This window comes from Cypionkella sp. (assembly GCF_028290025.1).
Classification (GTDB): domain Bacteria; phylum Pseudomonadota; class Alphaproteobacteria; order Rhodobacterales; family Rhodobacteraceae; genus Cypionkella.
The window spans coordinates 1-24,366 of sequence record NZ_JAQGKQ010000112.1; the positions used below are offsets into that span (position 1 = coordinate 1).

23 protein-coding genes are annotated in these 24,366 nt (G+C 59.6%); 11 read left to right on the forward strand and 12 right to left on the reverse strand.

The window, feature by feature from the left end:
- Positions 1–803, reverse strand: an 803-nt coding sequence (locus JWS10_RS19600) for a heavy metal translocating P-type ATPase (protein WP_299509476.1), incomplete at its 3' end; no start/stop codon positions are given.
- A 131-nt stretch (positions 804–934) separates the two neighbouring features.
- Here JWS10_RS19600 and JWS10_RS19605 point away from each other — a divergent pair.
- Positions 935–1,141: a heavy-metal-associated domain-containing protein gene (locus JWS10_RS19605; RefSeq protein ID WP_299509477.1), complete on the forward strand. Its 207-nt coding sequence runs from the start codon at positions 935–937 to the stop codon at positions 1,139–1,141.
- 366 nt (positions 1,142–1,507) lie between these two features.
- Positions 1,508–1,846: a TfoX/Sxy family protein gene (locus tag JWS10_RS19610; protein WP_299509478.1), complete on the forward strand. Its 339-nt coding sequence runs from the start codon at positions 1,508–1,510 to the stop codon at positions 1,844–1,846.
- 17 nt (positions 1,847–1,863) lie between these two features.
- Here the strand turns inward: JWS10_RS19610 and ndk are convergent, their stop codons facing one another.
- Complete coding sequence (ndk, locus tag JWS10_RS19615; protein WP_299478350.1) at positions 1,864–2,286, reverse strand: nucleoside-diphosphate kinase; 423 nt, start codon at positions 2,284–2,286, stop codon at positions 1,864–1,866.
- 178 nt (positions 2,287–2,464) lie between these two features.
- On the opposite strand from ndk, the gene JWS10_RS19620 reads away from it, so the two are divergent.
- Genes JWS10_RS19620 through JWS10_RS19630 form a run of 3 tightly spaced genes read left to right on the forward strand, consistent with a single transcriptional unit; the run spans position 2,465 to position 5,498 of the window.
- Positions 2,465–4,315, forward strand: a complete 1,851-nt coding sequence (locus JWS10_RS19620) for an ABC-F family ATP-binding cassette domain-containing protein (protein WP_299509479.1) — start codon at positions 2,465–2,467, stop codon at positions 4,313–4,315.
- Positions 4,312–4,929, forward strand: coding sequence for a MarC family protein (locus JWS10_RS19625; protein ID WP_299509480.1), 618 nt, complete (start codon positions 4,312–4,314; stop codon positions 4,927–4,929). Before JWS10_RS19620 ends, JWS10_RS19625 begins: the two co-directional genes overlap by 4 nt.
- A complete protein-coding gene (locus JWS10_RS19630; protein WP_299509481.1) occupies positions 4,926–5,498 on the forward strand; it encodes a TIGR02281 family clan AA aspartic protease in 573 nt (190 codons plus the stop codon). Before JWS10_RS19625 ends, JWS10_RS19630 begins: the two co-directional genes overlap by 4 nt.
- 107 nt (positions 5,499–5,605) lie before the next feature.
- On the opposite strand, the gene JWS10_RS19635 is transcribed toward JWS10_RS19630, so the two are convergent.
- Together JWS10_RS19635 and JWS10_RS19640 are read right to left on the reverse strand one after the other, a co-directional pair.
- Positions 5,606–6,070 carry a DNA polymerase III subunit chi gene (locus JWS10_RS19635; RefSeq protein WP_299509482.1) on the reverse strand — a complete coding sequence of 155 codons (465 nt, stop codon included), beginning with the start codon at positions 6,068–6,070 and terminating at the stop codon, positions 5,606–5,608.
- A gap of 46 nt (positions 6,071–6,116) precedes the next feature.
- Positions 6,117–7,589 (reverse strand): leucyl aminopeptidase, encoded by a 1,473-nt coding sequence (locus JWS10_RS19640; protein ID WP_299509483.1) that lies wholly within the window; start codon positions 7,587–7,589, stop codon positions 6,117–6,119.
- Positions 7,590–7,865: 276 nt separating this feature from the next.
- Here JWS10_RS19640 and lptF point away from each other — a divergent pair, with 276 nt between their 5' ends.
- From lptF to rsmA, 6 genes are all read left to right on the forward strand, one after another.
- On the forward strand, positions 7,866–8,984 hold the full coding sequence (gene lptF, locus JWS10_RS19645) for an LPS export ABC transporter permease LptF (protein WP_299509484.1): 1,119 nt from the start codon (positions 7,866–7,868) through the stop codon (positions 8,982–8,984).
- Positions 8,981–10,066 (forward strand): LPS export ABC transporter permease LptG, encoded by a 1,086-nt coding sequence (gene lptG, locus JWS10_RS19650; protein WP_299481857.1) that lies wholly within the window; start codon positions 8,981–8,983, stop codon positions 10,064–10,066. The genes lptF and lptG overlap by 4 nt, the downstream gene beginning before the upstream one ends.
- Positions 10,066–12,213 carry an LPS assembly protein LptD gene (lptD, locus tag JWS10_RS19655; RefSeq protein ID WP_299509485.1) on the forward strand — a complete coding sequence of 716 codons (2,148 nt, stop codon included), beginning with the start codon at positions 10,066–10,068 and terminating at the stop codon, positions 12,211–12,213. Before lptG ends, lptD begins: the two co-directional genes overlap by 1 nt.
- A gap of 91 nt (positions 12,214–12,304) precedes the next feature.
- Positions 12,305–13,501 carry a peptidylprolyl isomerase gene (locus tag JWS10_RS19660; protein WP_299481863.1) on the forward strand — a complete coding sequence of 399 codons (1,197 nt, stop codon included), beginning with the start codon at positions 12,305–12,307 and terminating at the stop codon, positions 13,499–13,501.
- Positions 13,502–13,511: 10 nt separating this feature from the next.
- Positions 13,512–14,480, forward strand: coding sequence for a 4-hydroxythreonine-4-phosphate dehydrogenase PdxA (gene pdxA, locus JWS10_RS19665; RefSeq protein WP_299509486.1), 969 nt, complete (start codon positions 13,512–13,514; stop codon positions 14,478–14,480).
- Positions 14,481–14,536: 56 nt separating this feature from the next.
- Positions 14,537–15,379: a 16S rRNA (adenine(1518)-N(6)/adenine(1519)-N(6))-dimethyltransferase RsmA gene (gene rsmA / locus JWS10_RS19670; protein ID WP_299509487.1), complete on the forward strand. Its 843-nt coding sequence runs from the start codon at positions 14,537–14,539 to the stop codon at positions 15,377–15,379.
- Between the two features lie 89 nt (positions 15,380–15,468).
- Here the strand turns inward: rsmA and JWS10_RS19675 are convergent, their stop codons facing one another.
- From JWS10_RS19675 to JWS10_RS19710, 8 genes are all read right to left on the reverse strand, one after another.
- Positions 15,469–16,803 (reverse strand): DUF4167 domain-containing protein, encoded by a 1,335-nt coding sequence (locus tag JWS10_RS19675; protein ID WP_299509488.1) that lies wholly within the window; start codon positions 16,801–16,803, stop codon positions 15,469–15,471.
- Between the two features lie 180 nt (positions 16,804–16,983).
- On the reverse strand, positions 16,984–17,853 hold the full coding sequence (prmC, locus tag JWS10_RS19680) for a peptide chain release factor N(5)-glutamine methyltransferase (RefSeq protein ID WP_299509489.1): 870 nt from the start codon (positions 17,851–17,853) through the stop codon (positions 16,984–16,986).
- Complete coding sequence (gene prfA, locus JWS10_RS19685) at positions 17,850–18,905, reverse strand: peptide chain release factor 1 (protein ID WP_299509490.1); 1,056 nt, start codon at positions 18,903–18,905, stop codon at positions 17,850–17,852. The genes prmC and prfA overlap by 4 nt, the downstream gene beginning before the upstream one ends.
- 71 nt (positions 18,906–18,976) lie before the next feature.
- Positions 18,977–19,576, reverse strand: coding sequence for a CHAP domain-containing protein (locus JWS10_RS19690; protein ID WP_299509491.1), 600 nt, complete (start codon positions 19,574–19,576; stop codon positions 18,977–18,979).
- A 324-nt stretch (positions 19,577–19,900) separates the two neighbouring features.
- A complete protein-coding gene (gene speB / locus JWS10_RS19695) occupies positions 19,901–20,866 on the reverse strand; it encodes an agmatinase (protein WP_299509492.1) in 966 nt (321 codons plus the stop codon).
- A gap of 339 nt (positions 20,867–21,205) precedes the next feature.
- Positions 21,206–22,603, reverse strand: coding sequence for an aminotransferase (locus JWS10_RS19700; RefSeq protein ID WP_299509493.1), 1,398 nt, complete (start codon positions 22,601–22,603; stop codon positions 21,206–21,208).
- A gap of 76 nt (positions 22,604–22,679) precedes the next feature.
- Entirely contained in the window at positions 22,680–23,093 is a 414-nt protein-coding gene (locus tag JWS10_RS19705) for a DUF6636 domain-containing protein (protein WP_299509494.1), read from the reverse strand.
- Positions 23,094–23,174: 81 nt separating this feature from the next.
- The gene (locus tag JWS10_RS19710) at positions 23,175–24,353 is read right to left on the reverse strand and encodes a M20 aminoacylase family protein (protein WP_299509495.1); all 1,179 of its coding nucleotides are present in this window, start codon (positions 24,351–24,353) and stop codon (positions 23,175–23,177) included.
- Positions 24,354–24,366 lie beyond the last annotated feature (13 nt).

Genomic DNA, 24,366 nt, shown 5'->3' on the forward strand with positions numbered 1-24,366 from the left:
ACGACCAGCCCATCCGCCGGAATCCGTTCCCCGGGCCGAATTTGCACGTGATCGCCGGGCAAAAGCGCGCTGACCTCAACCACCTGCACCGCACCGTCCACCAACCTGCGCGCAGTTTTCGGAGCCAGCTTCACCAGCCGCGCAATCGCAGCCCCCGCCTGCCCTCGCGCCCGCGCCTCAAGACTACGGCCCAACAAAATCAACGTAATAATCACCGCAGCCGCTTCAAAATAGACCGCGCGCGAGGCTTCGGGAATAATCCCGGGCGCAAATGTCACCACGCTGGAATAGGCCCAAGCCGCCCCACTACCAACCGCCACAAGGCTGTTCATATCCGGCCCACCCCGCAGCAGCGCAGGAATACCTTTGCGAAAGAATCCAAACCCCGGCCCCAACAGCACCAGCGTAACCAGCACAAACTCAGCCAACCACAGGCTTTGCGGCGCTATCACCCGGTGCAAAGCCATATGGAAACCGGGGATCAGATGCCCGCCCATTTCCACCACAAACACCGGCAACGTCAGCAGTCCGGCCAGCCAAAACTGCCGCCACAACCCGCGCTGATCCGCCTCATCGTCGCGCTTCACCGCCAATGCCAACGGAGCCGCCGCGTAACCCGCCTTACTGACCGCAAGCGCCAACGCCGCCACATCGACCAGCTGCGATACCGTCACCTCAGCCCGCCGCGTCACCAGATTGGCCACCGCATCGACCACCCCCGCTTGCGCCTTCAACACCCGCTCCACCCGCCCAGTGCAGGCGGCACACGTCATGCCCTCAACGCTCAAGATCAGCTTTTCCATCACGGGTCTCCTTCACCCATTGATATGGGGGTTCCAGCGACTGGAAGGTCAAGTCCCAGATAATTCATTTCACGCCCCTTGACCTTCCCCCCACTGGAACCCCCATCTTGAACGCAGAAAAGGAGCCGACCATGACCCTACTTTCCGTGCCAGATATGTCTTGCGGCCACTGCAAAGCCTCGGTGACCGAAGCCCTCAGCGCCCTGCCCGGTGCCTCTGCGATCAACGTCGATTTGACCTTGCGTCAAGTCAGCGTTGCGGGAACCACGCCCGCTGCGTCTATCCTCACAGCCCTCAATAAGATCGGCTTTCCGGCGCACATTATCGCAACAACGTGAAACCAATTGCCTTTAATCTAGGGCAAATCCTATTGCAGCCGACCTAGCTCGGGTATAATCGGCCGCAATCCTTCCTTGATCCGGTCCAACCATGGCCGCAAGGCCGGAGCAGTCTATCAAAATGGCAGAAAGCCAACAACGACCGGAGCAGTCCAATGTCCACCACCAAGCCCGCCCAACAAGGCGGCGCGCCAGCCCCGACCCCGCAACAGCAGGGCGCATCGGGCGGATCAACTCAGCAACAAAGCGGCGTTATATTCCGCGACTGGGCCTCAATCTGAGGCGTTTTAGCCAAGAGATGGTCTGAAAGATTTTGCAAGACTTAAGGCCAACCATTAGGTTGGCCTTAATCATTTGCGAGACACCATGCCCGAACCGATCTCCACTATTCCCAATCTTGGCCCCGCTTCGGAAGCGGCCTTTGCCAAAGCCGGTATCCATACAGCAGAAGAAGTCCGCAAACTCGGCGCGGACGAAGCTTACCGCCGCCTGCTTGATGCCGGCACCCAAGCCCATTTCATCGGCTATTACGTGCTTCATATGGGATTGCAGGGTCGCCCGTGGAACGATTGCCAAGGCGAGGAAAAGAAAGCCCTGCGCGTCAAGTTCGATGCGATCAAAGCCGAGCGGATAGGCTCAAAAGCGCAAGGCCGCTCCGATTTGGAAGCGGCCCTGCAATTCTTTGGCGTAATTGAGAAGCGTTAACCCGCTCTCACCGCGTCTCAGCCGACCAGTTCAAGCCCCGAGAAGAAGAACGAAATCTCGCGCGCAGCCGAAGCCTCGCTGTCCGAGCCATGCACCGAATTCTCGCCCATTGACAAAGCAAACTCCTTGCGGATCGTGCCAGCATCAGCATTTGCCGGGTTGGTAGCGCCCATCACTTCGCGGTTTTTCGCAATCGCGGACTCGCCTTCCAGCACTTGCACGACAACTGGCTCCGAGGCCATGAATTCGCACAGCTCACCGTAGAAACCGCGTGCCGAATGCTCGGCGTAGAACGCGCCAGCCTGTGCAGGCGACAAATGGATGCGCTTGGATGCGACGACGCGCAGGCCAGCATCTTCGAACTTGGCGATGATTTTGCCGGTCAGGTTGCGCTTGGTTGCATCAGGTTTGATGATCGACAGGGTGCGTTCGACGGCCATTTGGCTCTCCATTTCAAAGGGCGAGATCGCCCGGAATACTCTCCCGCGCCTGCTATCACGGGTCAGTCTGCTTGAAAAGCCGTCAACCACGGCTGCAAGCCCACGAAAAGCACGGATAATGCTTGGGCTTTTGCCTTCCCCGGTTGACGCCGCCCGCCGCTTAAGGCAAGCCGCGCCCATGCTTAAAATCGAAGACATCACCTATTCCGTCGAAGGCCGCCCGCTGTTTGAGGGCGCTTCAGCAACCATCCCCACTGGCCATAAGGTTGGCCTTGTTGGCCGAAACGGTGCAGGCAAAACGACGCTGTTCCGGCTGATTAAAAAGGAACTGGCGCTGGAAAGCGGCGACATTTCCTTGCCCAACCGCGCCCGCATCGGCGGTGTCGCGCAAGAGGTGCCGTCCTCCTCGACCAGCCTGATCGACACGGTTCTGGCCGCCGATACCGAGCGTGCGGCCCTGCTGTTGGAATCAGAAACCGCCCACGACCCGCACCGCATCGCCGAGATTCAGCACCGCCTGAACGACATTGATGCATGGTCCGCCGAGGGTCGCGCCGCAAACATCCTCAAAGGCCTGGGTTTTGACGCCGAAGCCCAACAACGCCCCTGCTCGGATTTCTCCGGCGGCTGGCGGATGCGCGTGGCTCTCGCGGGCGTGCTTTTCGCGCAACCCGACTATCTCCTGCTCGACGAGCCGACAAACTACCTCGACCTTGAAGGCGCTTTGTGGCTGGAAAGCTACCTGCAAAAATACCCGCACACAGTGCTGATCATCAGCCACGACCGCGGGCTTTTGAACCGCTCGGTCACTGGTATCCTGCATCTCGACAACAAAAAGCTGACCTATTGGTCCGGCCCCTACGATCAATTCGCCCGCCAAGTAGCTGAACGCCGCTCGGTTTTGCAGGCGGAAGCCCGCAAACAAGACGCCAAGCGCGCTCACTTGCAGGCATTCGTAGATCGGTTCAAAGCCAAAGCCTCGAAAGCTGCACAAGCCCAGTCCCGCGTGAAAATGCTTGAAAAGATGGAGACGATCACCGCCCCCGAGGATGCGAAAAAGGTGGTGTTCACCTTCCCCGTGCCGGAAGAACTCTCACCCCCGATCATCAATATGGAGGGCGTGGCTGTCGGTTATGGCGGCCCACCGATTCTGAAAAAGCTGTCGCTGCGCATCGACCAAGACGACCGCATCGCTTTGCTGGGCCGTAACGGCGAGGGCAAATCTACGCTCTCGAAACTTCTGGCGGGCAAACTGGTCGCCTGCGAAGGCAAAATGGTGCAATCTTCCAAACTCCGCATCGGCTATTTCGCGCAGCACCAAGTCGATGAGTTGGTGATCGACGAAACCCCGCTGCAACACGTCATGCGCCTGCGTCCGGCTGAGGGCCAACCCCGCCTGCGCGCCCGTCTGGCTGGCTTTGGCCTGATGGCCGACCAAGCCGAAACCGCCGTCGGTCGCCTGTCGGGTGGCCAAAAAGCCCGGCTGTCGCTACTGCTCGCCACCATCGACGCCCCGCACCTGCTGATCCTCGACGAGCCGACCAACCACCTCGACATGGAAAGCCGCGAGGCTTTGGTGGAGGCTTTGACGGAATACTCCGGCGCGGTGGTTCTGGTCAGCCACGACATGCACCTTTTGGGGTTGGTCGCGGATAGGCTTTGGCTAGTGAAGGGTGGCGCTGTGACACCTTACACTGAAGATCTGGAGGCATATCGCCGTCAGCTTCTGGCAGGTGATGAAGAAGCCAAGCCTGTCAAGGCTGTCGAAAAGCCGAAGAAGGTCAGCCAAGATGAGGTGAAAGCTCTGCGTTCGGAAGTCAAGAAATCCGAAGAACGCCTCGACAAGCTAAACCAAATGCGCGACCGTTTGGCGAAGAAACTCGCCGACCCCGAATTGTACGAGTCCGCTCGTGCTGGCGAGCTTGACACTTGGAACAAGAAATACGCCGAAGTGATGGACGCGCTTGATCGTGCCGAGGCTATGTGGGTTGCGGCGCAAGAGAAACTGGAGACAGCCACCAAACCATGACAACGGCGTTTCTGATCACCGCTTTCGCGACCCTGTTCGTGGTGATCGACCCGCCCGGTTTGGTGCCTTTGTTCATCGCCCTCACTCAAGGCATGACTGCCGATCATCGCCGCCGGATGGCGCGGCGGGCTTGTATCATCGCGTTTATCTTGCTGACGCTGTTCGGGCTGTTGGGTGAGGCGCTGCTGGGCTTTATCGGCATCTCGATGTCCGCGTTTCGCATTGCTGGCGGCATCCTGCTGTTCCTTACTGCGCTGGATATGCTGTTTGAACGCCGCACTCAGCGGCGGGAGGGTCAGCAGCCTGATCCGGATCACGACCCGTCGGTTTTCCCGCTCGCTACCCCTTTGATTGCCGGACCGGGTGCGATTGCGACGATGATCTTGCTGGTGGGTAAATCTGGCGATGGTTGGCTTGGGACTGTCGCGGTATTGGGATTGCTGGCGGGGATGATTGTGGCGACGTATTTGTTCCTGCTCGCCTCGCCGTGGTTTGAGCGGTTGTTGGGGCGGACGGGGACGATTGTGATCACTCGGCTGCTGGGGATGTTGCTCGCGGCGTTGTCGGTGCAGTTTGTGATTGATGGCGTTAAGGGCACCGGGTTGATCGGATGAATGGCGAAGATTTCGGACGGCTGGCTTATCTGGCGCTGCTTTTGGCGGCGGTGGGTGGTTGGGTGATGGTGGAATATCGGCAGCGGTTGGGTCACGCATTTCGGGTGGCTGCGGCTTGGGGGTTGATCTTTGTCGGCCTCATGGCTGGGTATGGGCTGTGGGCTGATCTGCGGCGGGATATTCGGCCCGATCAGATTATGGAGGCTGGGCGGGTTGAGATTCCGCGCGACCGGGATGGGCATTATTATCTGCGGCTGAAAGTGGACGGGTATGACATGGTTTTCATGGCGGATACTGGTGCGACTGGTATCGTTTTGTCGCCTGAAGATGCGGAGGCGGTCGGGATTGATCTGGCCGGTTTGAATTATCTGGGCCAAGCTGAGACAGCAAACGGGGTGGTTCGGACGGCTCGGGTTTCGTTAGACAGCGTGGTTTTGGGGCCGTTTGAGGATCAGGGCGTTACGGCTTTTGTGAATGAAGCGGCGATGCAGGGATCATTGTTGGGGATGGATTATTTGGGGCGGTTTTCGATCCAAATATCGGGCGATAAGATGATTTTGACTCGGTAGGTTTTGGTGCGCCACGTGTGGCGCGGGGTGTCATTTATAATATATCAATGGGTTACAAACTGCGATTACAGATCGGTTAACCAAGTCACGGTGGCGTGACAAAATGGCTACCTAGCGGCTTTCTCGGTTTTCTTTTCCCACCGACCCGACTCCTCGGACCAGTATTGCGCGGCCAAGCCTGCACTGGTGAGGGTGGTCCACAGGCGGCGGGCACCTGTAAGTGCCGTTTCGTTTGCGCCATCGAACAGCACCCAGACACGTTGCAGCGCCTCGGCCTCGGTCGGGGTGGTTTCGGCGCCGTCGATCAGCATCAAACCCTCGGCTGCGTTGGTGATCGCACCTTGACCGAGCAGGATGGGTTGGTCGGCATCATGCGGACCGCCCGCCAAACCGTGCGGCAGAAAGCTATCTTCGGGACTGAGCCAGAGTGCTGTATCCAGAGTTTGCAGGGCAGCGTCGTCGGTGCCGCGCAGCATGACTTTCCAGCCTGCGGATAAAGCGCGCGGCAGTATTGTTGCCATGGTTTCCTGCGGCGTCGAGCGGGTCAGGTGGTAAAACATCGCAAGGCTCATGGCTGGGCGAGCCTTGCGATTGGCATTGATTTAGCGCGGTGCGGGGTCATTTCGCCTCGTATGCATCGCGGATCAGACGGTTCAGCGCCATCACGCCCCAGCCTGTTGCCCCCTTCGGCGCAAGCGTGCTGTCGGTTTTGAGCAAAGCTGTGCCAGCAATATCGAGGTGGCACCACGGAGTATCATCTTTGACAAAGCGGCGCAGGAATTGTGCTGCGGTGATCGAGCCGCCGTCACGCCCGCAGGAGTTTACGATATCCGCGACGCGGGATTTCAGTTTATCATCATAGCCTTGGCCCATTGGCATCCGCCAAGCGCCCTCACCTTCAGCGCCTGCGGCCTTCAGGAAAGCGTTGCAGAGCGTGTCATCGTTGGAGAATACGCCGGTATTTTCATGCCCTAAAGCGACGATAATCGCGCCGGTCAGGGTGGCGAGGTTGATCATGCCGGAAGGTTTGAAGCGTTCTTGCGCATACCAGAGCACGTCGGCGAGCACCAAACGGCCTTCGGCGTCGGTGTTGATCACCTCAATGGTGACGCCGCGCATCGACTTTACAACGTCGCCGGGACGCTGCGCGCGGCCATCCGGCATGTTTTCGACGATACCAACAAGGCCGACGACATTGGCCTTAGCGCCGCGCAAAGCCAATGTTCGCATCACGCCTGCAACGGTGGCGGCACCGCTCATATCCATCGTCATGTCTTCCATGCCGCCCGCAGGCTTGATCGAGATGCCGCCGGTGTCGAACACCACACCCTTGCCGACAAGCGCGAACGGCGGCTGGTCTTTCGGACCGCCGTTCCACTGCATCACCACCAGCTTGGTAGGACTTTCAGAGCCCTGCCCGACGCCGAGCAAAGCGTTCATCCCAAGCTTGGCGAGTTGATCTTCTTCAAGGATTTCAACCTCGAGCCCGAGTTCCTGCATCGCGGCCAAACGGGCAGCGAAATCATCGGTGGTCAGGATATTGGCGGGTTCATTGACCAGATCGCGCGTGAAGAACACGCCTTCAGCCACCGCAGCCATAGGGCTTGCTTCGGCGGCGACGGCTTCGGGATTGGCGACCGCAATCGTCACCGGCCCGGGGGCTTTCGGCTGGGTGGATTTATGTGGGCTGAAATCGTAAGCGCGCATTGCCAGCCCGAATGACACTTCGGCGGCTTCAGGATGCGCTTCTGCGATCAGCAAAGCACCCGCCGGTGTCAGATCGCGCGCCACGGCGGCCCCGGCCTTGCGCGCCTCTGCCACGGTTGCGCGACGTGGCAGGCGGACCAGCTGCAGCGCGTCGGCAGCAAGACCGGCGGGATAGGCCAGATCGAGGCTTTCGCCGGGTTTCAAGCGGGCCACGGCTTCGGAGGCCATCGCACGCGCCAAAGCGCCCTTGGTCAGCGCGTTAAGTTTGCGCGCGGCGGGGCTGGTCGGCTTATCAGCATCAAACAACAGCGCGATGCGGCCAGTTTGCTGGGCCAAACCATCAAGGTCGGTGGCGTGAAACTGAATGGCGATGGGATGGGACAAGGGGGGTTCTCCGCTGGGGCTGGCCGCATTTTTCGGCAGGCTAAAGCGGTTCATCGGCAGAGGGAATCGAAAACGGTTGGCTGTGGCCGCAGTAGGCGGGGTTTTTGCGAAAACTTTTCGAACTCATAGATTGACCGTTGTGAAAAACCGAGCTTGCGCCGTTCTCAATCTGCTGTCCGTCGCCGGAATGAAGCTGGCTTGTGAAATCCAGATAGCAGTTTTCCCCGCCGGGTTTTTCGGCTAGGTTTGCGCCAGCAATTTGGAGTTTTGCATTCTGTGTCGAGGTTTGACCGCTATCTGCTCTCACAACTGCTTGCGCTTTTCGGGTTCTTCTCGCTAGTGCTTGTGGGTGTATATTGGGTAAACCGGGCGGTCGGCTTGTTTGATGACCTGATCGGCGACGGCCAGTCTGCGGTGGTTTTCCTGCAATTTTCGCTGCTGACGCTGCCGAATGTGGTCCGGCTGGTGCTGCCGATTTCGGCCTTCATTGGGGCGGTTTATGTCGCCAACCGACTGATGTCGGAGTCCGAATTGGTGGTGATGCAGGCGACCGGATTCTCGGCGTTTCGGTTGGCGCGTCCTGTCTGGTATTTCGGACTGATCGTGGCCGCGATGATGCTGATCTTGATGAATGTGCTGGTGCCAGCCAGTCGCAGCGCGTTGGCGGAACGCTCGGCGGTGATCTCACAAAACGTCTCGGCACGGTTTTTGAAGGATGGCCAGTTCATTCATCCGACCGATGGCATCACGCTTTATATTCGCGAGATTGCGGCCACGGGGGAGTTGCTGGATTTGTTTTTGGCAGACGACCGAATACTTGCGACGCGGGCGCTTTATACGGCAAGAAAGGCGTTTTTCGCCAAGACCGATACCGGTCCGAAGCTGTTGATGGTGGACGGCATGGTGCAGGTTTTATCTGCAAAGGGGCAGCAGTTGTCGGTGACGCGCTTCGCTGATTTCACCTATGATATGGCGGGTCTGATGGCTGCTCCGGGGCCGCGCAAGCGCAATATGGCGGAGCTTTCGACGTATGAGTTGTTGGCTCCGACGCAAGAAGTGGCGACAGAAGTGCGTGAAACCGAGGATAGTCTGCGGTTTGAGGGCCATAGCCGGATCGCTCAGCCATTTACAGCGGTGGCGGCGGCGCTGATCGGGTTTGCCTCATTGCTGCTGGGGGCGTTCAGTCGGTTTGGGTTTTGGCGCCAGGTTGGCATTGCGGTGGCGTTGCTGTTGGGGGTGCAGGCGATTGCGACGGTGGCAACCAGTGTGGGCGAGGCTGTGGCGGGGGGCTGGATGCTTGCCTATGCAGCGCCGCTGATCGGGATTGCGATCGGGGTGTTCGAGCTGTGGTTTAGCCAGAGGCCGCGCCGGGTGGCAAAAATGGTGACAGCATGACGCTGACATTCTATATTGCGCGACGGTTTATGCAGATGTTCGGGCTGGTGTTCGGGGTGTTCATGGCGATTTTGCTGCTGATCGACGTTATTGATCAGTTGCGCAAATCCGGGGTGAGTTTGGGTGGGGCGTTGTATCTGTCGCTGCTCAATGTGCCGGAAAGTTTGTACCAGATCTTGCCTTTGATCATGATTTTAAGCGCGATTGCGTTGTTTTTGGGATTGGCGAGGTCTTCGGAGTTGGTGGTGGTCAGGGCTGCGGGGCGGTCTGGCTTGCATTTTCTGCTCGCTCCGGTGGTGATGGCTTTGCTGATTGGCGCGGTGGCGGTGGCGGTTTTCAATCCATTGGTGGCGGCGACCTCGAAAGCTTATGAGCGTGTGGCCGAGCGGCGGGGCCAAGATAGCGCGGTGCTGTCGCTGTCAAAAGACGGGTTTTGGATGCGGCAGGGCGGTGAGGCTGGGCAGTCGGTGATCAAGGCCGAGCGCAGCGACCCGAGTGGCACGACGTTACAGGTGGTGACGGTAATCAGCTTTGACCCGCAAGGTATGCCGTTTGAGCGGATCGAGGCGGCTTCGGCTGAATTGCTGCCGGGGGAATGGCTGCTGCATGGCGCTAAACGCTGGTCTCTGGTGGACCCGAACCCCGAGCAAACCGCGAAGATGGCGGGCAGCGATATTCATCTGCCCACTGATCTGACGATAGATCGCCTACGGCAAGGCTTTGGTGCGCCCTCGGCTGTGGCGTTTTGGGCGCTGCCCTCGTATATCAATGCGTTAGAGCGGGCTGGGTTCTCGGCGCGGAATTATCGGGTGTGGATGCAAATGGAGCTGGCTTTGCCGGTGTTGCTGGCGGCGATGGTGCTGATTGCGGCTGGGTTCACCATGCGGCACGCGCGGTTTGGCAAAACCGGGCAGATGGTGCTGTTGGCGCTGCTCGGCGGATTTTTGATCTTTTTCTTACGCAACTTCGCGCAGGTTTTGGGGCAAAATGGCCAAATTCCTATATTCTTTGCCGCTTGGAGCCCTCCGATTGCCGCGACATTCCTCGCGCTTGGTTTGCTGCTGCATCTGGAGGATGGCTGATGTTTCGCCTTCTGACGTTGATCGCAGCACTATTGCTCGCCCTGCCCGCTTTGGCTCAGGACGCAGTATCCACGCAAGAACGGGCAACATTGGTTGCTGATGCCTTGCAGATCAAAGATAACTCCACCTTGATCGCGCAAGGCCATGTCGAGGTTTTCTACCAAGGTCAAAAGTTGACCGCGCAGAGCGTTACCTATGATCAGACCGCAGACCGGCTGCTGATCGAAGGTCCGATGGTGCTAAGTGACGGAAAAGGCGCGGTGATTTTGGCCAATCAGGCCGAGATGAGCGCGGATTTTACCCAAGGGGTGCTGACCTCGGCGCGGCTGGTGTTGCAGCAGCAATTGCAACTGGCAGCGGCAGAGATACAGCGCGTGGACGGACGTTACACCGCGATGCAGCGGGTGGTGGCTTCTAGCTGTAAAATATGTGCGGGCAGTCCGACGCCGCTGTGGGAAATCCGTGCGCGCCGCGTCGTGCATGATCAGAACGAACGTCAGCTCTACTTCGATCAGGCGCAATTTCGGTTGGCGGGTGTCCCCGTGATGTACATACCGCGGCTGCGGATACCTGACCCGACGTTGAAGCGGGCTTCGGGCTTTTTGCTGCCATCGCTGCGCAACAGCTCTAACCTTGGCACCGGGCTGATGCTGCCATATTTCATCAAAATGGGCGAAAGCCGCGATTTGACGGTGACACCGTTTTTCACCACCGATGGCAATCGCACGGTCAATCTGCGCTATCGTCAGGCGTTCGCTACCGGAGCAATAGACATTGCGGGCGGGGTTTCGCGCGACGATCTTATGCCGGGTGAGACGCGAGGCTATGTGCTCGGCACGGGTAAGTTCGCCTTGCCGCGTGGCTTTACCCTCGATTTGCGCGTCGAAGCGGTCAGCGACCCGGCTTACATTCTGGATTATGACTATCCCACCGAAGACCGGCTGGAAAGTCGCGCCGAAGTCAGTCGCACGCGGCGCAACGAATATATCTCGGGTCGCTTGATTGCGTTTCATTCGATTCGCGAGGGCGAAGACAACGCGGCTTTGCCATCACGTATGGCAGATCTAACTTATCACCGCCGCTTTACCTTGGGCGGCTGGGGCGGTGAGGGTGGCTTTGAGTTGCAAGCGCATGGTCACGAGCGGACTTCGAACGACGCCCTGAATGACAGCAACAACGATGACATCGCAGATGGCCGCGATACGCAACGGGTGTCGCTGCGCGCCGACTGGCGCAAGAATTACCTGCTGGATAATGGCATGGAGGCGGCAGTGCTGGGCGAGGCAGCAGCCGACTTTTACTTGATCGGGCAAGACGCAGACTATGATGGCAGCAAAACCAGGCTGCATAGCGCGGTCGGAGCAGAGTTGCGCTGGCCTTGGGTGAAGTCACAGGCCAACGGCGTATCTCAGGTGATCGAGCCGGTGATGCAGATCGTCGTGGGATCGCGTTCGGGCACCACCATTCCGAATGAGGATTCGACTCTGGTCGAGTTTGACGAGGCCAATCTGTTTGATCTAAGCCGTTTTCCCGGAGCGGACGCGGTAGAAAACGGCACGCGGGCTAATTTGGGGGTGAGCTATCTTCGGCTTGACCCGAACGGCTGGACCTTGGGGATGACTGTAGGTCGGGTGCTGCGCGCCGAAGACACCGGGCAGTTCAGCGAAGGTTCGGGGCTAAGCGGTGTCAGTTCAGATTGGATGGCTGCCTGGCAGTTGAATATAGCCGGCTTTGATTTGACCAACCGGCTGTTGTTTGACGATGATCTTGCCATGACCAAAGCGGAGTTGCAGGCGGCCTATACGGCTGACCGTTTCACGCTGGTGACGGGTTATGTGCATACCGAGGCAGATGCGGCGGAAAATCGTCGAAAACCGATTTCCGAGCTGACCTTGGCCTCTAGCTATCAATTGACGGATAATTGGGCGGGCCGCGTCGCCAGCCGCTACGACTTTGAGGCAGAGCGCGCGGCGAAGGCGGGGTTGGGGCTAACCTTCCGCAACGAATGTATGCTGGTCGATCTTTCACTCTCGCGTCGGTTCACGTCCTCGACTAGTGTGAAGCCGACCACATCTTTCGGGCTTTCGGTGGAACTTTTGGGCTTTGGCGGCAGCTCTACGCCGGGGCCAGCACGTCAGTGCAGATAGTAAATCCCAATGGTCTTAACTGGCACTGGGCCTAAGCAAGTATCAGCGTTATACTGCGCTGGATAAAAGAAACGGACGACGGCAGGTGATCATGGTGCGACCCGCAGGCATACGGATGGTTTTGGCGCTTACGGCGCTGGTTGGCTTGGCTGCACCGATTGCGGCGGGGCCATTCACTCCGGTCAAGATTGTGAATGATCAGGCGATCACGCAGTTTGAATACGAGCAGCGCTTGCTGTTCATGCAGCTGTTGCGCCAGCCCGGTGATCTGGAAAAAGCCGCGATGGATACGCTGGTGGACGATCGCTTGCGGATGTCAGCGGCCAAGCAGTTTGGCGTCAAGATGTCGCCAGAACGGCTGAAAACCGGGATGGAGGAGTTCGCCTCGCGCGCCAATCTCACTGCTGACAAGTTCATCGCGATCATCGGTGAAGCTGGCGTGCAGCCGGAGACGTTCCGTGATTTCGTCGAGGCAGGTCTGGTGTGGCGCGAGATCATCCGTGGCAAATACGCGCCGACGGTGTCGATTTCTGAGACGCAGATCGACCGGGCTTTGGCGAATGGGCGGCCGTTGGTGGCTTTGCAGGTGCGGTTGTCCGAAATCGTCATTCCAGCGGTTGGGGCTGGCCGCGATGCGGCGTTGCAAAAGGCTGACCATCTGCGGCTATTGCTGCGCGGCGGGCAAGACTTTGCGGCTTTGGCGCGGCAAAACTCCAGTGCGGCTTCGGCTGTGCGCGGTGGGGCGCTGGATTGGATGCTGTTGACGCAGCTGAAGCCCGATGCAGCAGCGGCGGTGCGTGGTTTGGCGCCCGGAGCGGTCTCTGCACCGGTGGTGCTGGACGATAGTGTGGTGATCTACCAGATGCAGGAGCAAAAGCAGGAGCTTACAAAGCCTGCGGGCATCGTGGTGGATTATGCGACCTATCTCGTGCCGGATGATGGCACTTCTGCCGCAAAATTGCGCTCGCAAGTGGATACCTGCGCCGATCTTTATGGCGCGGCCAAAGGTACCTCGGCGGATCGCTTGACGCGGCAGACCGTGCCGCAGGGCCAGGTGCCAAGCGATATTGCAGGGGCTTTGTCGCTGCTGGACGCGGGCGAGACTTCGACGGCTGTGACGCGTGGCGGCTGGCGGGTGTTTTTGATGCTGTGTCGCAGGGGTCCGCCGGAAACCGAACTGCCAAGTCGGGATGAGGTCAAATTGCAATTGACCAACCAGATTTTGGGGGCGCAGGCGGATATTTATCTGGAAGAACTGCGCTCTGAAGCGATGATCCGCACGCCATGAGTTTGCGCGGATGAGGCTTCCGGTTGCGCTGACCTGTGGCGATCCGTCTGGGGTCGGGCCGGAACTGGCGCTTAGCGCGCGGGCGGCGTTGGGGACGGAGGTGCCGTTGTTCTGGATCGGTGATCCTCGACATCTGGGCGCGGGTGCGTTTCAGCAAATAGCGACGCCTGCCGAAGCCGAGGCGGTGCCCGCGCATCTGCTGCCGGTGTTGGCGCACCGATTTGCCGGCCGCGCGGTGCCAAGTCAGCCAGCGCCCGCCAATGCGGCAGGGGTAATTGAGGTGATCGAGCGGGCGGTGGCCTTGGTGCAGGCCGGGCAAGCCGCGGCGGTATGCACGGCACCGATCCACAAGAAGGCTCTCAAGGATGGCGCAGGGTTTGCGTTTCCCGGCCATACCGAGTTTCTGGCGCATCTGGCGGGGGTTGAGCGGGTGGTAATGATGCTCGCGTCACCACTGTTGCGGGTGGTGCCAGTGACGATTCATATCGCGATTGAAGACGTGCCGGGAGCTTTGACGACGGAGCTGCTAGAAGACACCATTCGCATCACGGATGCCGGGTTGCGGCGGGATTTCGGACTGGCGAAGCCTCGGTTGGCGGTGGCGGGGCTGAACCCACATGCGGGCGAAGGCGGCGCTATGGGGTGGGAGGAGATCAATCTGATTACCCCGGTGCTGGATCGGTTGCGGGCTGAAGGGTTTGATCTGCGCGGGCCGTCGTCGGCCGATACGATGTTTCACGCGCGGGCGCGCGAAGGCTATGACGCAGCGATTTGCATGTATCACGATCAGGCGCTTATCCCGATCAAAACGCTGGATTTCGATGGCGGAGTGAACGTGACCTTGGGGCTGCCGTTCGTGCGGACATCACCGGATCATGGCACGGCGTATGACATTGCGGGCAAAGGTTTGGCGCGGCCGGACAGTTTGATTGCGGCGCTAAGAATGGCGCATCAGATGGCAGCGGCGCGCTTGGGGTGAATCAGCGGGGGCCAGCCCCCCGCGCCCCCGGGATATTTGAGCACAGAGGATGAATTATGGGCACGATTGACGGGTTGCCGCCTCTGCGTGAGGTGATCAGGGCGCATGATCTGGTGGCGAAAAAGCAGCTCGGGCAGAACTTTCTGCTCGATCTGAACCTGACCGCGAAGATTGCGCGGCTGGCGGGGGATTTGTCGGCTTGTGACGTGCTGGAGGTTGGCCCCGGCCCGGGCGGGCTGACGCGCGGGCTGTTGGTGGAAGGTGCGCGGCGGGTTTTGGCGGTAGAAAAAGACCCGCGTTGTGTGCCTGCGCTGGAGGAAATCAGCGCGGCCTATCCGGGGCGGTTGGAGATTATCAACGCCGATGCGATGGAAATTGACGTGCTGGGGCATTTGAATGCGCCAGTGCGGGTGATCGCGAATTTACCTTATAATGTCGGCACCGAGCTGTTGATCCGCTGGCTTACGCCGCAGGTCTGGCCGCCGTTTTGGCAGAGCCTGACGCTGATGTTTCAAAAAGAGGTGGCCGAGCGGATCGTCGCGAAGCCCCGCACCGAACATTATGGCAGGCTGGCTTTGCTGGTCGGCTGGCGCTGCGACGCAAAGATCGTCATGCATTTGCCACCCGAGGCGTTTACGCCCGCGCCGAAAGTGCATTCGGCTGTGGTGCATTTCACCCGGTTGGAGCAGCCTCGGTTTCCAGCCGATGAGGTGGTTTTGAACCGCATCACCACGATGGCGTTTGGGCAGCGGCGCAAGATGCTGCGCTCTAGTTTAAAGGGAATGGGGCCCGCGATTGAGGCCCAGTTGGTAGCCGCGGAGATCGAGCCGACCGCGCGGGCTGAGGAGATTTCGCTGGAGCGGTTTTGTGCTTTGGCAAGGATCGTGGCGGCGGGCTGAACACCTTTGCCATTGAGAGCAAAAAGCCCGCTCATGGCGGGCTTTTTGGTGACGTGTGTAATTATAAGTCTCTAGCTTACCGGGCAGAATTATTCGGTCGGGTCAGCGTCAACCGGCGAGCTGTCAGGGACAACCAATTTCCTCTGGCGCGGTGCGCGCGTGGTTTTGGGTGCCACCTCTGCGCTTGGCTGAGCTTCGGCTGCCGGTTTCGCGGCGCGCGGCGCACGGGTTTTGGCAGGTGCGGCGGCGGCTTGTTCTACCTGCGCCACAACGGCCGCAGGCGATTCGAAGCGTGGAGCTTCTGCGCGGGGTGCTTCTGCACGCGGAGTTTCGACACGCGGAGTTTCGACGCTTGGATTTTCGCCATTTCGATTTTCGACACGAGGTGTGTCAACTGTGGCTTCGTCTCGGGCGCTTACAAAACGTGGCGTCTCAGTGCGAGGAGCCTCGGTGCGTGGCGTCTCGGTGCGAGGAGCCTCAGTGCGAGGAGTTTCGGTGCGCGGTTGTTGTTCAACTCGCGGCTGTTCGGCGCGTTGTTGTTCGCTACGAGGTTGTTCGTTGCGCTGCTGGTCGTTGCGCTGCTGATCGCTGCGCTGCTGATCGTTGCGCTGCTGATCGTTGCGGGGTGGGCGTTGCTCGCGGTTTTTGTCATCGCGGGGACGGTTTTCCTGACGGTTGCCGTCTGTACGACGCTGCTGTTCTTGGCGTGGCTGCGCGTTGTCGCGCGGCTGGTTATTGTGCTGCACGTAATCGCGCTGTTGCGCGTTGTCACGCTGTTGGCCGTCTCGCTGCTGATTATCGCGAGCTTGCCCATCACGCTGCTGGTTATCGCGGCGGTAATTTTCTTGGCGCGGCTGCGGGCGGCTTGCCTCGGGCAGATCGACAAGAGTGTGTTCGTCTTCATCCACCACGCTGAAACCGCCGGTGTAGGGCTGTTCTGCCTCGCTGGAATCACTCCGCTCGGGACGGTAATCGCCACGCTCATTGCGGTAGTCTTGCCGATCACGGTTGCCAGTTTGGCCGCCGCTTTGGCTGTTCTGATTATTTTGGCTGTTGTGATTATTTTGACCGGGCTGATAGTTCTGGCCGGTCTGGCCGTTGTTTTGGCCGTTCTGATTGCCTTGGCTGTTCTGATTGCCGCCTTGGTATTGCTGGCGGGTCTCTTGTTCAGCAGCCATCTCGCGCGTGGCTTCGGCCAACATGCGGGTGTAATGCTCGGCGTGCTGGCTGAAGTTTTCAGCCGCCACACGGTCATTCGACCGCTGGGCATCGCCTGCCAGCATCTGATATTTCTCGATAATCTGTTGCGGCGTGCCGCGCACTTTGCCTTCGGGGCCGGAGCTGTCGAAGACGCGGTTGATGATATTGCCGAGAGTGCGCGGGCGGTTCGTCTTTGAACGCGAACGGGACTTGGAAGAGCGCATCTTGTCCTTTGATCCAGATGGTCCGGGAGAATGCGCCTAATCCACTTAGGATCGTCAGCCCCTTAAGGCTTGGCAGCAATGACCGGGTTTGCGCGTGTCAGTGCCGAATTGCACCGAATATCGCGTGGAAATGAATAATCACAGGGGGGGCTTGCTGACAAGCAGATTCTTGCAAAACGGTTACATTTCGCCACAATTATCAGCGTTTCGCGGCTTTTGGGCACAAACAACGCGGTTTCGGCCATCCATGTCTTGCAGCACTCGGATGTTTTCCAGCCCCCGATCTGCAAGCAGCATGGATACAACATGGGCTTGGCTTGGCCCGATTTCAAGGATCAGCCGCCCACCAGCCAACAGCCGCGCGGGGGCTTGGGCAGCGATGGCACGGTAGGCATCAAGGCCGTCGCCGCCGGGGGTGAGGGCGGCGTGAGGCTCCCATTGCAGCACCTCGGGGGCAAGGTCGGGCATCTCAGCGGCTGCGATATAGGGCGGGTTGGACACGATCAGGTCGAAGCGGCCGGGGATGGAATTCAGCCAATCGGACTGCAGGAATTGCGCTCGGGGGGTGAGGTTGAGGGTGGCCGCGTTTGTTTTGGCTACGTCGAGGGCTTTGGCGGACAAATCGCTGCCGACGCCGCTCGCCATTGGCATGTCGGCGAGGCAGGACAGCAGGATGCAGCCGGTGCCAGTGCCAAGGTCGAGCATTTTCAAGAAAGGGCGGGTCAGGGCCTCGGCGACGAGAATTTCGGTTTCGGGGCGCGGGTCGAGGGTGTCGCGCGTGACTTTGAAGCTGCGGCCCCAGAACAGGCGCTGGCCGGTGATTTGCGCCACCGGCTGACGATCGAGGCGGGCGGTGATGGCTTTTTCGAATGCGGCTTGCGCCTGATCGGTCATTGCGTCGGGCAGATGCAGGGTCAGGCGATCAGCGGCGATGCCCATGGCATAGGCGAGCAGCAGGCGGGCGTCGCGCGGAGCATTTTCGATGCCAGCGGCAGTCAGCCGCGGGATGGCGGCGCGCAGGACTGCTTGCGCCGTCGTAGCGGCCGTCATGCCTCCATCTCGGCCAGTTTGCTGGCTTGGTCATGCGCAACCAGAGCGTTGACGACTTCGCCGAGATCGCCCTGCATGATCTGGGCCAGCGAATACAGCGTCAGGTTGATCCGGTGGTCAGTCATGCGGCCTTGCGGAAAGTTATAGGTGCGGATGCGTTCAGAGCGATCACCGGAGCCGACTTGGCTTTTGCGCTCGGCGGCGCGGGCATCATCGACGCGGGCGCGTTCTAGATCGAACAGGCGGGCGCGCAAAACCTGCATGGCGATTTCTTTGTTGCGGTGCTGGGACTTTTGCGCTGAGACGACGATCATGCCAGTCGGGATATGGGTGATCCGCACGGCTGAGTCGGTGGTGTTGACGTGTTGGCCGCCTGCGCCTGAAGCTCGCATGGTGTCGATGCGGATATCCGAGGCGGGGATTTGCAGATCGACTTCCTCTGCTTCGGGCAGCACGGCGACGGTGGCGGCAGAGGTGTGCACCCTGCCCTGCGCCTCGGTTTCGGGCACGCGCTGGACTCGATGGACGCCGGATTCGAACTTTAGTTTGGCGAACACGCCTTCGCCTGCGATATGCACCTGCACATCCTTGATGCCGCCGAGTTCAGAGTCTTGCTGTTCCAAGATTTCAAAGGTCCAACCCATTTTCTCGGAATAGCGCTGATACATCCGGAGCAGATCGGCCGCGAACAAGGCCGCTTCATCGCCGCCGGTACCGGGGCGAATCTCTAGGATCGCCGGGCGGGCGTCGGCAGAGTCTTTCGGCAGCAAGGCGATTTGCAGACGGGCTTCCATCTCGGGGATGCGGGCTTTCAGCACCGGCATTTCATCCTCGGCCAAGCCTCGCATTTCGGGATCGGCGAGCATGATCTCGGCTTCAGCCAGATCATCCAAGGCGCGGCGGTAGGCGACGATCTCATCTGCGACGGGCTTAAGATCCGAATACTCACGCGAGAGGTTCGCAATCTCGGCTGGGGATGCGCCTGCGTTGAGTTTTGCTTCGAGAAATTCGAAACGCTGAGTGATTTGGGCGAGTTTTTCTAACGGAACCATGGCTGCGGTTTGCAGAGTTCGACGGCTTTGGTCAAGAGCAAGATCGACCTCTGCGCCGCTGCTGCAACGACTTATGGCGTGGTTGCAAGGAAGGTGGCCTGCGTAGCGGCTTTCCAGATGAAGCCGTCGATTTGGTAAGGCCGACCCAAAGTGTCGCCCGCACTTGCGACCTTCACAACCGACCAGTCATTTTTCGTCGAAACATCAACCACTTTCATGCCAAGCGAGACTTGGCTCGGCTTCCAGTTGGCGTGGTCGATCAGTATTTCGCGCTCTGACACCACTTGCGAAACAACAGCAACATGGCCTTTTGGCAGCTTACGGGTGGACGAGAACGCCATCACCGCACCAACAACCGGATCGTGGCCGCGCGCGAATTTGTCTTTAGCCTGACCCCACCAAGTACCAGCATTGCCTTTGATTTCCACGCCACTCGCGTCTCGCGCGAAGGGCACGCACCAGACCTTTTGACCCTTGGCGCGTTTGGCCTTCGCGTTGCCGATGGCTTTCGCGACGAAATTGGGGTTCAAACCGGGCTGGATCAGCTCGGGGTGGGCAGAGAGCATCGTCACTTCCGAACCGTTAGGCACGCACGCGGCGCTGAGAACCAATACGCCGATGAGAGCGGCAATACGTGGCACAGCGGCCAGAGTGCGGAAGTTTAACGCCATGTGTATGTCCCAAGTCTGTTGTTTTCGATCTGGCAGCGGTGATTCTTGGTTGGCCCAAGTTGTTGCTGCGTTGCGGCGACAATCACGGTTGCGAGATAAAAATCAACGAACTGAAATATCAGTGGGCGGCAATCCGCCTCTGTAAGTGGGAAAAACAGGCAGGAAGCGGCATATTGGGAGGGAACCAAGCGCTTCGCTGTGCGTTATGCAAGTCGCTGAACCAGATTTAGCCTAATATTTAGGCAAATGCCACATATTAGACCGCGCCCTGCCCTAATCAATCAAGCAAGACGCTGGTCAATTTTTAGCTGACTTCGGGCTCGTTTATCGCTGAGTCTTTGCCCAGTGATAGAGACAGATCAGCTCATACCCGACATGCGCGCCGGCAATGGCGGTGGCTCCGGTGGTGTCATAGGGCGGTGAGACTTCGACGATATCACCGCCTACCATGTTGACGCCCGCGAGGTCGCGCAGCATGGCGGCGGCTTGCCAGGAATGCAGGCCGCCCCAGACCGGAGTGCCAGTGCCGGGGGCAACCGAGGGGTCCAGCGCGTCAATATCAAAGGTCAGGTAGGTTTGGTGATCGGCGACGATATCTTTCACCTTCGCCACGGTCGCAGCGGTGCCGTTTTCATGCACCCAGCGGGCGTCTATCACATTGAAACCCAAGTAATCTTCGGTGGTGGTGCGGATGCCGATTTGCACCGAGCGGGTCGGGTCAACATAGCCCTGCTTGACCGCCTTATACATCATGGTTCCGTGGTCGATCCGGCTCATATCGTCATCTGGCCAGAGGTCAGAATGGGCGTCGAAATGGATGACGGACAGGGGCCCGAACTTCTCGGCATAGGCGCGCAGGATTGGCAGAGTGATGTAGTGATCGCCACCTAAGGTGATGGTGCCAGCGCCCGCTGCAAGGATTTTGCGGATATGCGCGGTCAGGGTTTCGGGGAAATCGGAGGTCTTGGCATAGTCGAACGCGCAGTCGCCGTAGTCGATAATGTTCATATCTTCCAGCGGGTTGGTCGGCCAACCGTAGGGCGGATCGTAGGGCTGCAAAGTTGACGCCTCCCGGATGGCACGCGGGCCAAAGCGGGTGCCGCTGCGGTGGGTAACGGCTTGGTCAAACGCCACGCCAGTTATGGCGAGGTCCACCCCGGTCAGGTCTTTGGTATAGGTGCGGCGTAGGAAGCTCGTGGCACCCGAGAACGCATTCTCAAAGGCATAACCGCGCTGGGCGGTGCGGGTGAACGCGGTGTCGATTTCGGTTTTGGCATCTTCTAGGGCCATGATTTACTCGCGATTGGTCGCGCTTGCGTCTTTATCCACGGCAGAAGCCGGGCCGGAGACGCGCTGATCCGGGGTGATTCAAAGGGACGGCAGCTGGGGTGGGTTGTCAAGGCTGATGCGTTTGGGGCGGTGGATGGGTCGGAGCCTCCGGTGGGGATATTCGGGCCATTGTGAAGATGGGGGCGCTTAGTGGCGAAGCCCTGCGAATCGAAGGTTAACGGGGCGAAATTTGGCTGGAATCGGTGTATGGAAAAGGGCCATTAATTGTATGGGAAACGGCCATATTTTTCTCGGGTTTTGCTGGTTAATCTAGCGGGCGCTGGGGCGCGCCGCTATGGGTTAGCCCAAGCGATGGCCCTCGCGCACCAGATCATCGGTGACGCGGCGGATGGATTGCTCCAGCGTATCGACCACGAAATCGACCTCGGCCTCGGTGATGATCAGCGGCGGCGACATCACGTTCAGATGGCCGATGGGGCGGACCAGCAGGCCGAGTGATTCGGCCACATCTGAGATACGTTTGCTCTCGTTGACCGCGTCGGGCAGCAGGTCTTTGGTGGTCTTGTTGGCGACGTTTTCGACGCAGAGCATCAAGCCCTGCCCGCGCACATTGCCAACGAGCGGCAGCTGTTCGAGCGCCTTCAGGCGGGTGTTGAAATAAGCGCCGACGCGGGTGGCGTTGCCGAGCAGGTCTTCGCGGTCCATGATTTCGATGTTTTTCAGCGCGCAGGCGCAGCTGACCGGATGGCCGGAATAGGTCAGTCCAGTGGTGAACCAGCGGTGGCCACCTTCCGCCATCGCCGCCCAAATCCGATCCGATAAGATCAGCGCGCCGAGCGGCAGGTAGCCCGATGTCAGACCCTTGGCGGTGGTGATCATGTCTGGCTGCACACCGAAGGCATCATCCGATGCGAACCAGTGGCCGACGCGGCCAAAGGCGGTGACGACTTCATCGGCGATGAACAGGATGTCGTGGCGCTTGCAGACTTCCCACATGCGTTTGAGGTAGCCTTGTGGCGGGATGATGATGCCGCCAGAGGCTTGGATCGGCTCGGCAATGAAGCCACCGATGCGGTCGGCACCGACTTTTGCGATCAGGGCTTCGAACTCGGCGATCAGGTCATCGCAGAATTGCGCCTCGGTCATGTGATCGGGGCGGCGGTAGGGGTTGGGGCAGGATAGGTGGTGAATGCCTTCGGTCTTGTAGCGAAACTCCTCAATCCGGTCGCCGTTGCGCTTGCCGACCGATTGGGTGAGGTAAGTCGAGCCGTGGTAGGAGTTTTCCCGCGCGACGATGTCGGTTTTATCGGGGTTGCCACGCGAATGGTGGTAATAGCTGACCACGCGCACGGCGGTATCGACGGCGGTGGAGCCTCCGGTGGTGAAATGCACGCGGTTTAGATCGCCGGGGGCGAGTTCGGCCAGTTTGGCGGCCAGACGGGCGGCGGGATCGTTGGTCATATCGACGAAATGGTTGGCGAAGGCGAGGCGCTCGGCTTGCTCGGCAATCGCATCGGCCATCTCACGACGACCAAGGCCGATGTTGGTGCACCACATGCCACCGACGGCGTCGAAGTATTCCCGCCCCTGCTCGTCCCACAGTTTCGCGCCCTGCCCGCGACTGATCACCAGCGAGCCAGCTTTCTGGAACGGCCCGAAATTCGCCCACGGATGCAGCACATGGGCGCGGTCCATCTCGAAGGCGGACGTGTTGGGCGGAGTTGCAGGCGCGTTCATTTTGAATCTCCAGTCAATATGATTTGGCCAAGATAGCCAAACCCGGTAAAAAGACCAGAGGGTATTTGATCAAAAGTTAGAACAGGCGCTGTTTGGCCTTTGACAGCTTGAAACCATGGCCGCCGAGGTTGCTGCATTCCATGCCGGATTTCTCGGAACTGCAGGTGAACGGGCCTAGCGTGATTGACTTGCCGTAGCCGAGTTCTAAGCCACCCGGATCTGCCACCGCATCGGACACGCAGGCGAGATAACCCGGGCCGCCAGCATCGACGGCAAAGCTGCTGCCCCAGTCGAATTCGCAATCTGGTGGAGCGGTGCGGTAGGTCGGGGTCAGGGCGGACATATCGCAGCGGACTTGCGCATAGTCTCCGGTCGAAATAGCGCATTGGATGTTGCCGGAGGGTGAGTGGAAGGCGAGGTAATCGTCGGCCATAGCTGGGGAGGCGAGCAGAATCAGCGCAAGGGTTAGCGGGATATGGCGGCGGATCATAACGGCTCCTTTGAAACGGATTGAGCCAGCCTAGCGCAGCCGATGGGGGCGGCGCTAGGTCGTTGTAATCGGCAGGTCGGATCAGTTCAAAGGCTGAGCGCGCTCTACCAAGCGGGCGAAGAATGAGGCTCCGATGGGGGCGGCTTCATCGTTGAAATCGAACGCCGCGTGATGCAGGCCAGCGCCGGGGCCGGTGCCCATGAACAGGTAAGCGCCTTTGCGGGCCTCTAGCATATAGGAGAAATCTTCCGAACCCATTTCGCGCACCGAATTACCCTCGACCGAGGTCTCGCCGACGATTTCGGCAGCAACTTCAACGGCAAAGGCGGCTTGGTCGGCGTGGTTAATGGTGGCGGGATAGCCCCAATCGTAGTCAATCCGGGCTTGCACACCGTAAGCCGCCGCATGGCCTTCGACGATTTCGTGGAAGCGCTTTTTCAAGAGCGCGCGCACCTCCGGCTTGAAGCAGCGGATGGTGGCGGCGAACATGGCTTCTTCGGGGATGATGTTGGAAGCCGTGCCGGAGTTCACCATGGTGACCGACAAAACCGCCTCGTCCAGCGCATAGATATTGCGCGGAATGATGGTTTGGATTGCCGAGATCATCCCGACCAAAGCCACAATCGGATCGACGCAATCATGCGGGGTGGCACCGTGGCCGCCTTTGCCTTTGAGGTAAACATAGGCGGTGTCCACCGAGGCCATCAGTGCGCCGGGGGTGGTCAGGAAATGCCCGAACGGCACGTTGGGGGCGTTGTGGATGCCGTAGACTTGCTCGACCGCGAAACGGTCCATCACGCCTTCATTCACCATCACCATACCGCCCGCGCCGTCTTCCTCGGCGGGTTGGAAGATCAGCGCCACGCGACCCTTAAAGCGGCGTGTTTCGGCGAGATATTTTGCGGCCCCCAGCAGCATGGTGACATGGCCGTCGTGGCCGCAAGCGTGCATTTTACCGGGGATGGTGGAAGCATATTCCGCCCCAGTGATCTCTTGGATCGGCAGCGCGTCCATATCGGCGCGCAGGCCGATGGTGGGGCCGCCCACTTTAGCATCGTAATCTTGGCCGTTGATGATCGCGACGATGCCGGTTTTGGCGATGCCGGGGTGAATCTCATCGACGCCGATCTCTTTCAGACGATCAACGATATAGGCCGCCGTGGTAAAGCAATCGAAAGACAGTTCAGGATTCGCGTGCAAATGCCTGCGCCAGCCCTTCATTTCCTCGGCATAAGCAGCGATACGGTTGAGGACGGGCATAGCGATCTCCTGA

What these genes read in the sequence shown, in the direction of transcription:
- JWS10_RS19620 (WP_299509479.1), top strand. Translation starts at nt 2,465, where the DNA reads ATGCTTAAAATCGAAGACATCACCTATTCCGTCGAAGGCCGCCCGCTG.
- speB (WP_299509492.1), bottom strand. Translation starts at nt 20,866, where the DNA reads ATGGCCCTAGAAGATGCCAAAACCGAAATCGACACCGCGTTCACCCGC.
- JWS10_RS19700 (WP_299509493.1), bottom strand. Translation starts at nt 22,603, where the DNA reads ATGAACGCGCCTGCAACTCCGCCCAACACGTCCGCCTTCGAGATGGAC.
- JWS10_RS19610 (WP_299509478.1), top strand. Translation starts at nt 1,508, where the DNA reads ATGCCCGAACCGATCTCCACTATTCCCAATCTTGGCCCCGCTTCGGAA.
- pdxA (WP_299509486.1), top strand. Translation starts at nt 13,512, where the DNA reads ATGAGGCTTCCGGTTGCGCTGACCTGTGGCGATCCGTCTGGGGTCGGG.
- JWS10_RS19630 (WP_299509481.1), top strand. Translation starts at nt 4,926, where the DNA reads ATGAATGGCGAAGATTTCGGACGGCTGGCTTATCTGGCGCTGCTTTTG.
- lptG (WP_299481857.1), top strand. Translation starts at nt 8,981, where the DNA reads ATGACGCTGACATTCTATATTGCGCGACGGTTTATGCAGATGTTCGGG.
- JWS10_RS19605 (WP_299509477.1), top strand. Translation starts at nt 935, where the DNA reads ATGACCCTACTTTCCGTGCCAGATATGTCTTGCGGCCACTGCAAAGCC.
- prfA (WP_299509490.1), bottom strand. Translation starts at nt 18,905, where the DNA reads ATGGTTCCGTTAGAAAAACTCGCCCAAATCACTCAGCGTTTCGAATTT.
- lptD (WP_299509485.1), top strand. Translation starts at nt 10,066, where the DNA reads ATGTTTCGCCTTCTGACGTTGATCGCAGCACTATTGCTCGCCCTGCCC.
- JWS10_RS19705 (WP_299509494.1), bottom strand. Translation starts at nt 23,093, where the DNA reads ATGATCCGCCGCCATATCCCGCTAACCCTTGCGCTGATTCTGCTCGCC.
- rsmA (WP_299509487.1), top strand. Translation starts at nt 14,537, where the DNA reads ATGGGCACGATTGACGGGTTGCCGCCTCTGCGTGAGGTGATCAGGGCG.
- JWS10_RS19710 (WP_299509495.1), bottom strand. Translation starts at nt 24,353, where the DNA reads ATGCCCGTCCTCAACCGTATCGCTGCTTATGCCGAGGAAATGAAGGGC.
- JWS10_RS19635 (WP_299509482.1), bottom strand. Translation starts at nt 6,070, where the DNA reads ATGAGCCTTGCGATGTTTTACCACCTGACCCGCTCGACGCCGCAGGAA.
- ndk (WP_299478350.1), bottom strand. Translation starts at nt 2,286, where the DNA reads ATGGCCGTCGAACGCACCCTGTCGATCATCAAACCTGATGCAACCAAG.
- JWS10_RS19660 (WP_299481863.1), top strand. Translation starts at nt 12,305, where the DNA reads ATGGTGCGACCCGCAGGCATACGGATGGTTTTGGCGCTTACGGCGCTG.
- JWS10_RS19625 (WP_299509480.1), top strand. Translation starts at nt 4,312, where the DNA reads ATGACAACGGCGTTTCTGATCACCGCTTTCGCGACCCTGTTCGTGGTG.
- JWS10_RS19675 (WP_299509488.1), bottom strand. Translation starts at nt 16,803, where the DNA reads ATGCGCTCTTCCAAGTCCCGTTCGCGTTCAAAGACGAACCGCCCGCGC.
- JWS10_RS19690 (WP_299509491.1), bottom strand. Translation starts at nt 19,576, where the DNA reads ATGGCGTTAAACTTCCGCACTCTGGCCGCTGTGCCACGTATTGCCGCT.
- prmC (WP_299509489.1), bottom strand. Translation starts at nt 17,853, where the DNA reads ATGACGGCCGCTACGACGGCGCAAGCAGTCCTGCGCGCCGCCATCCCG.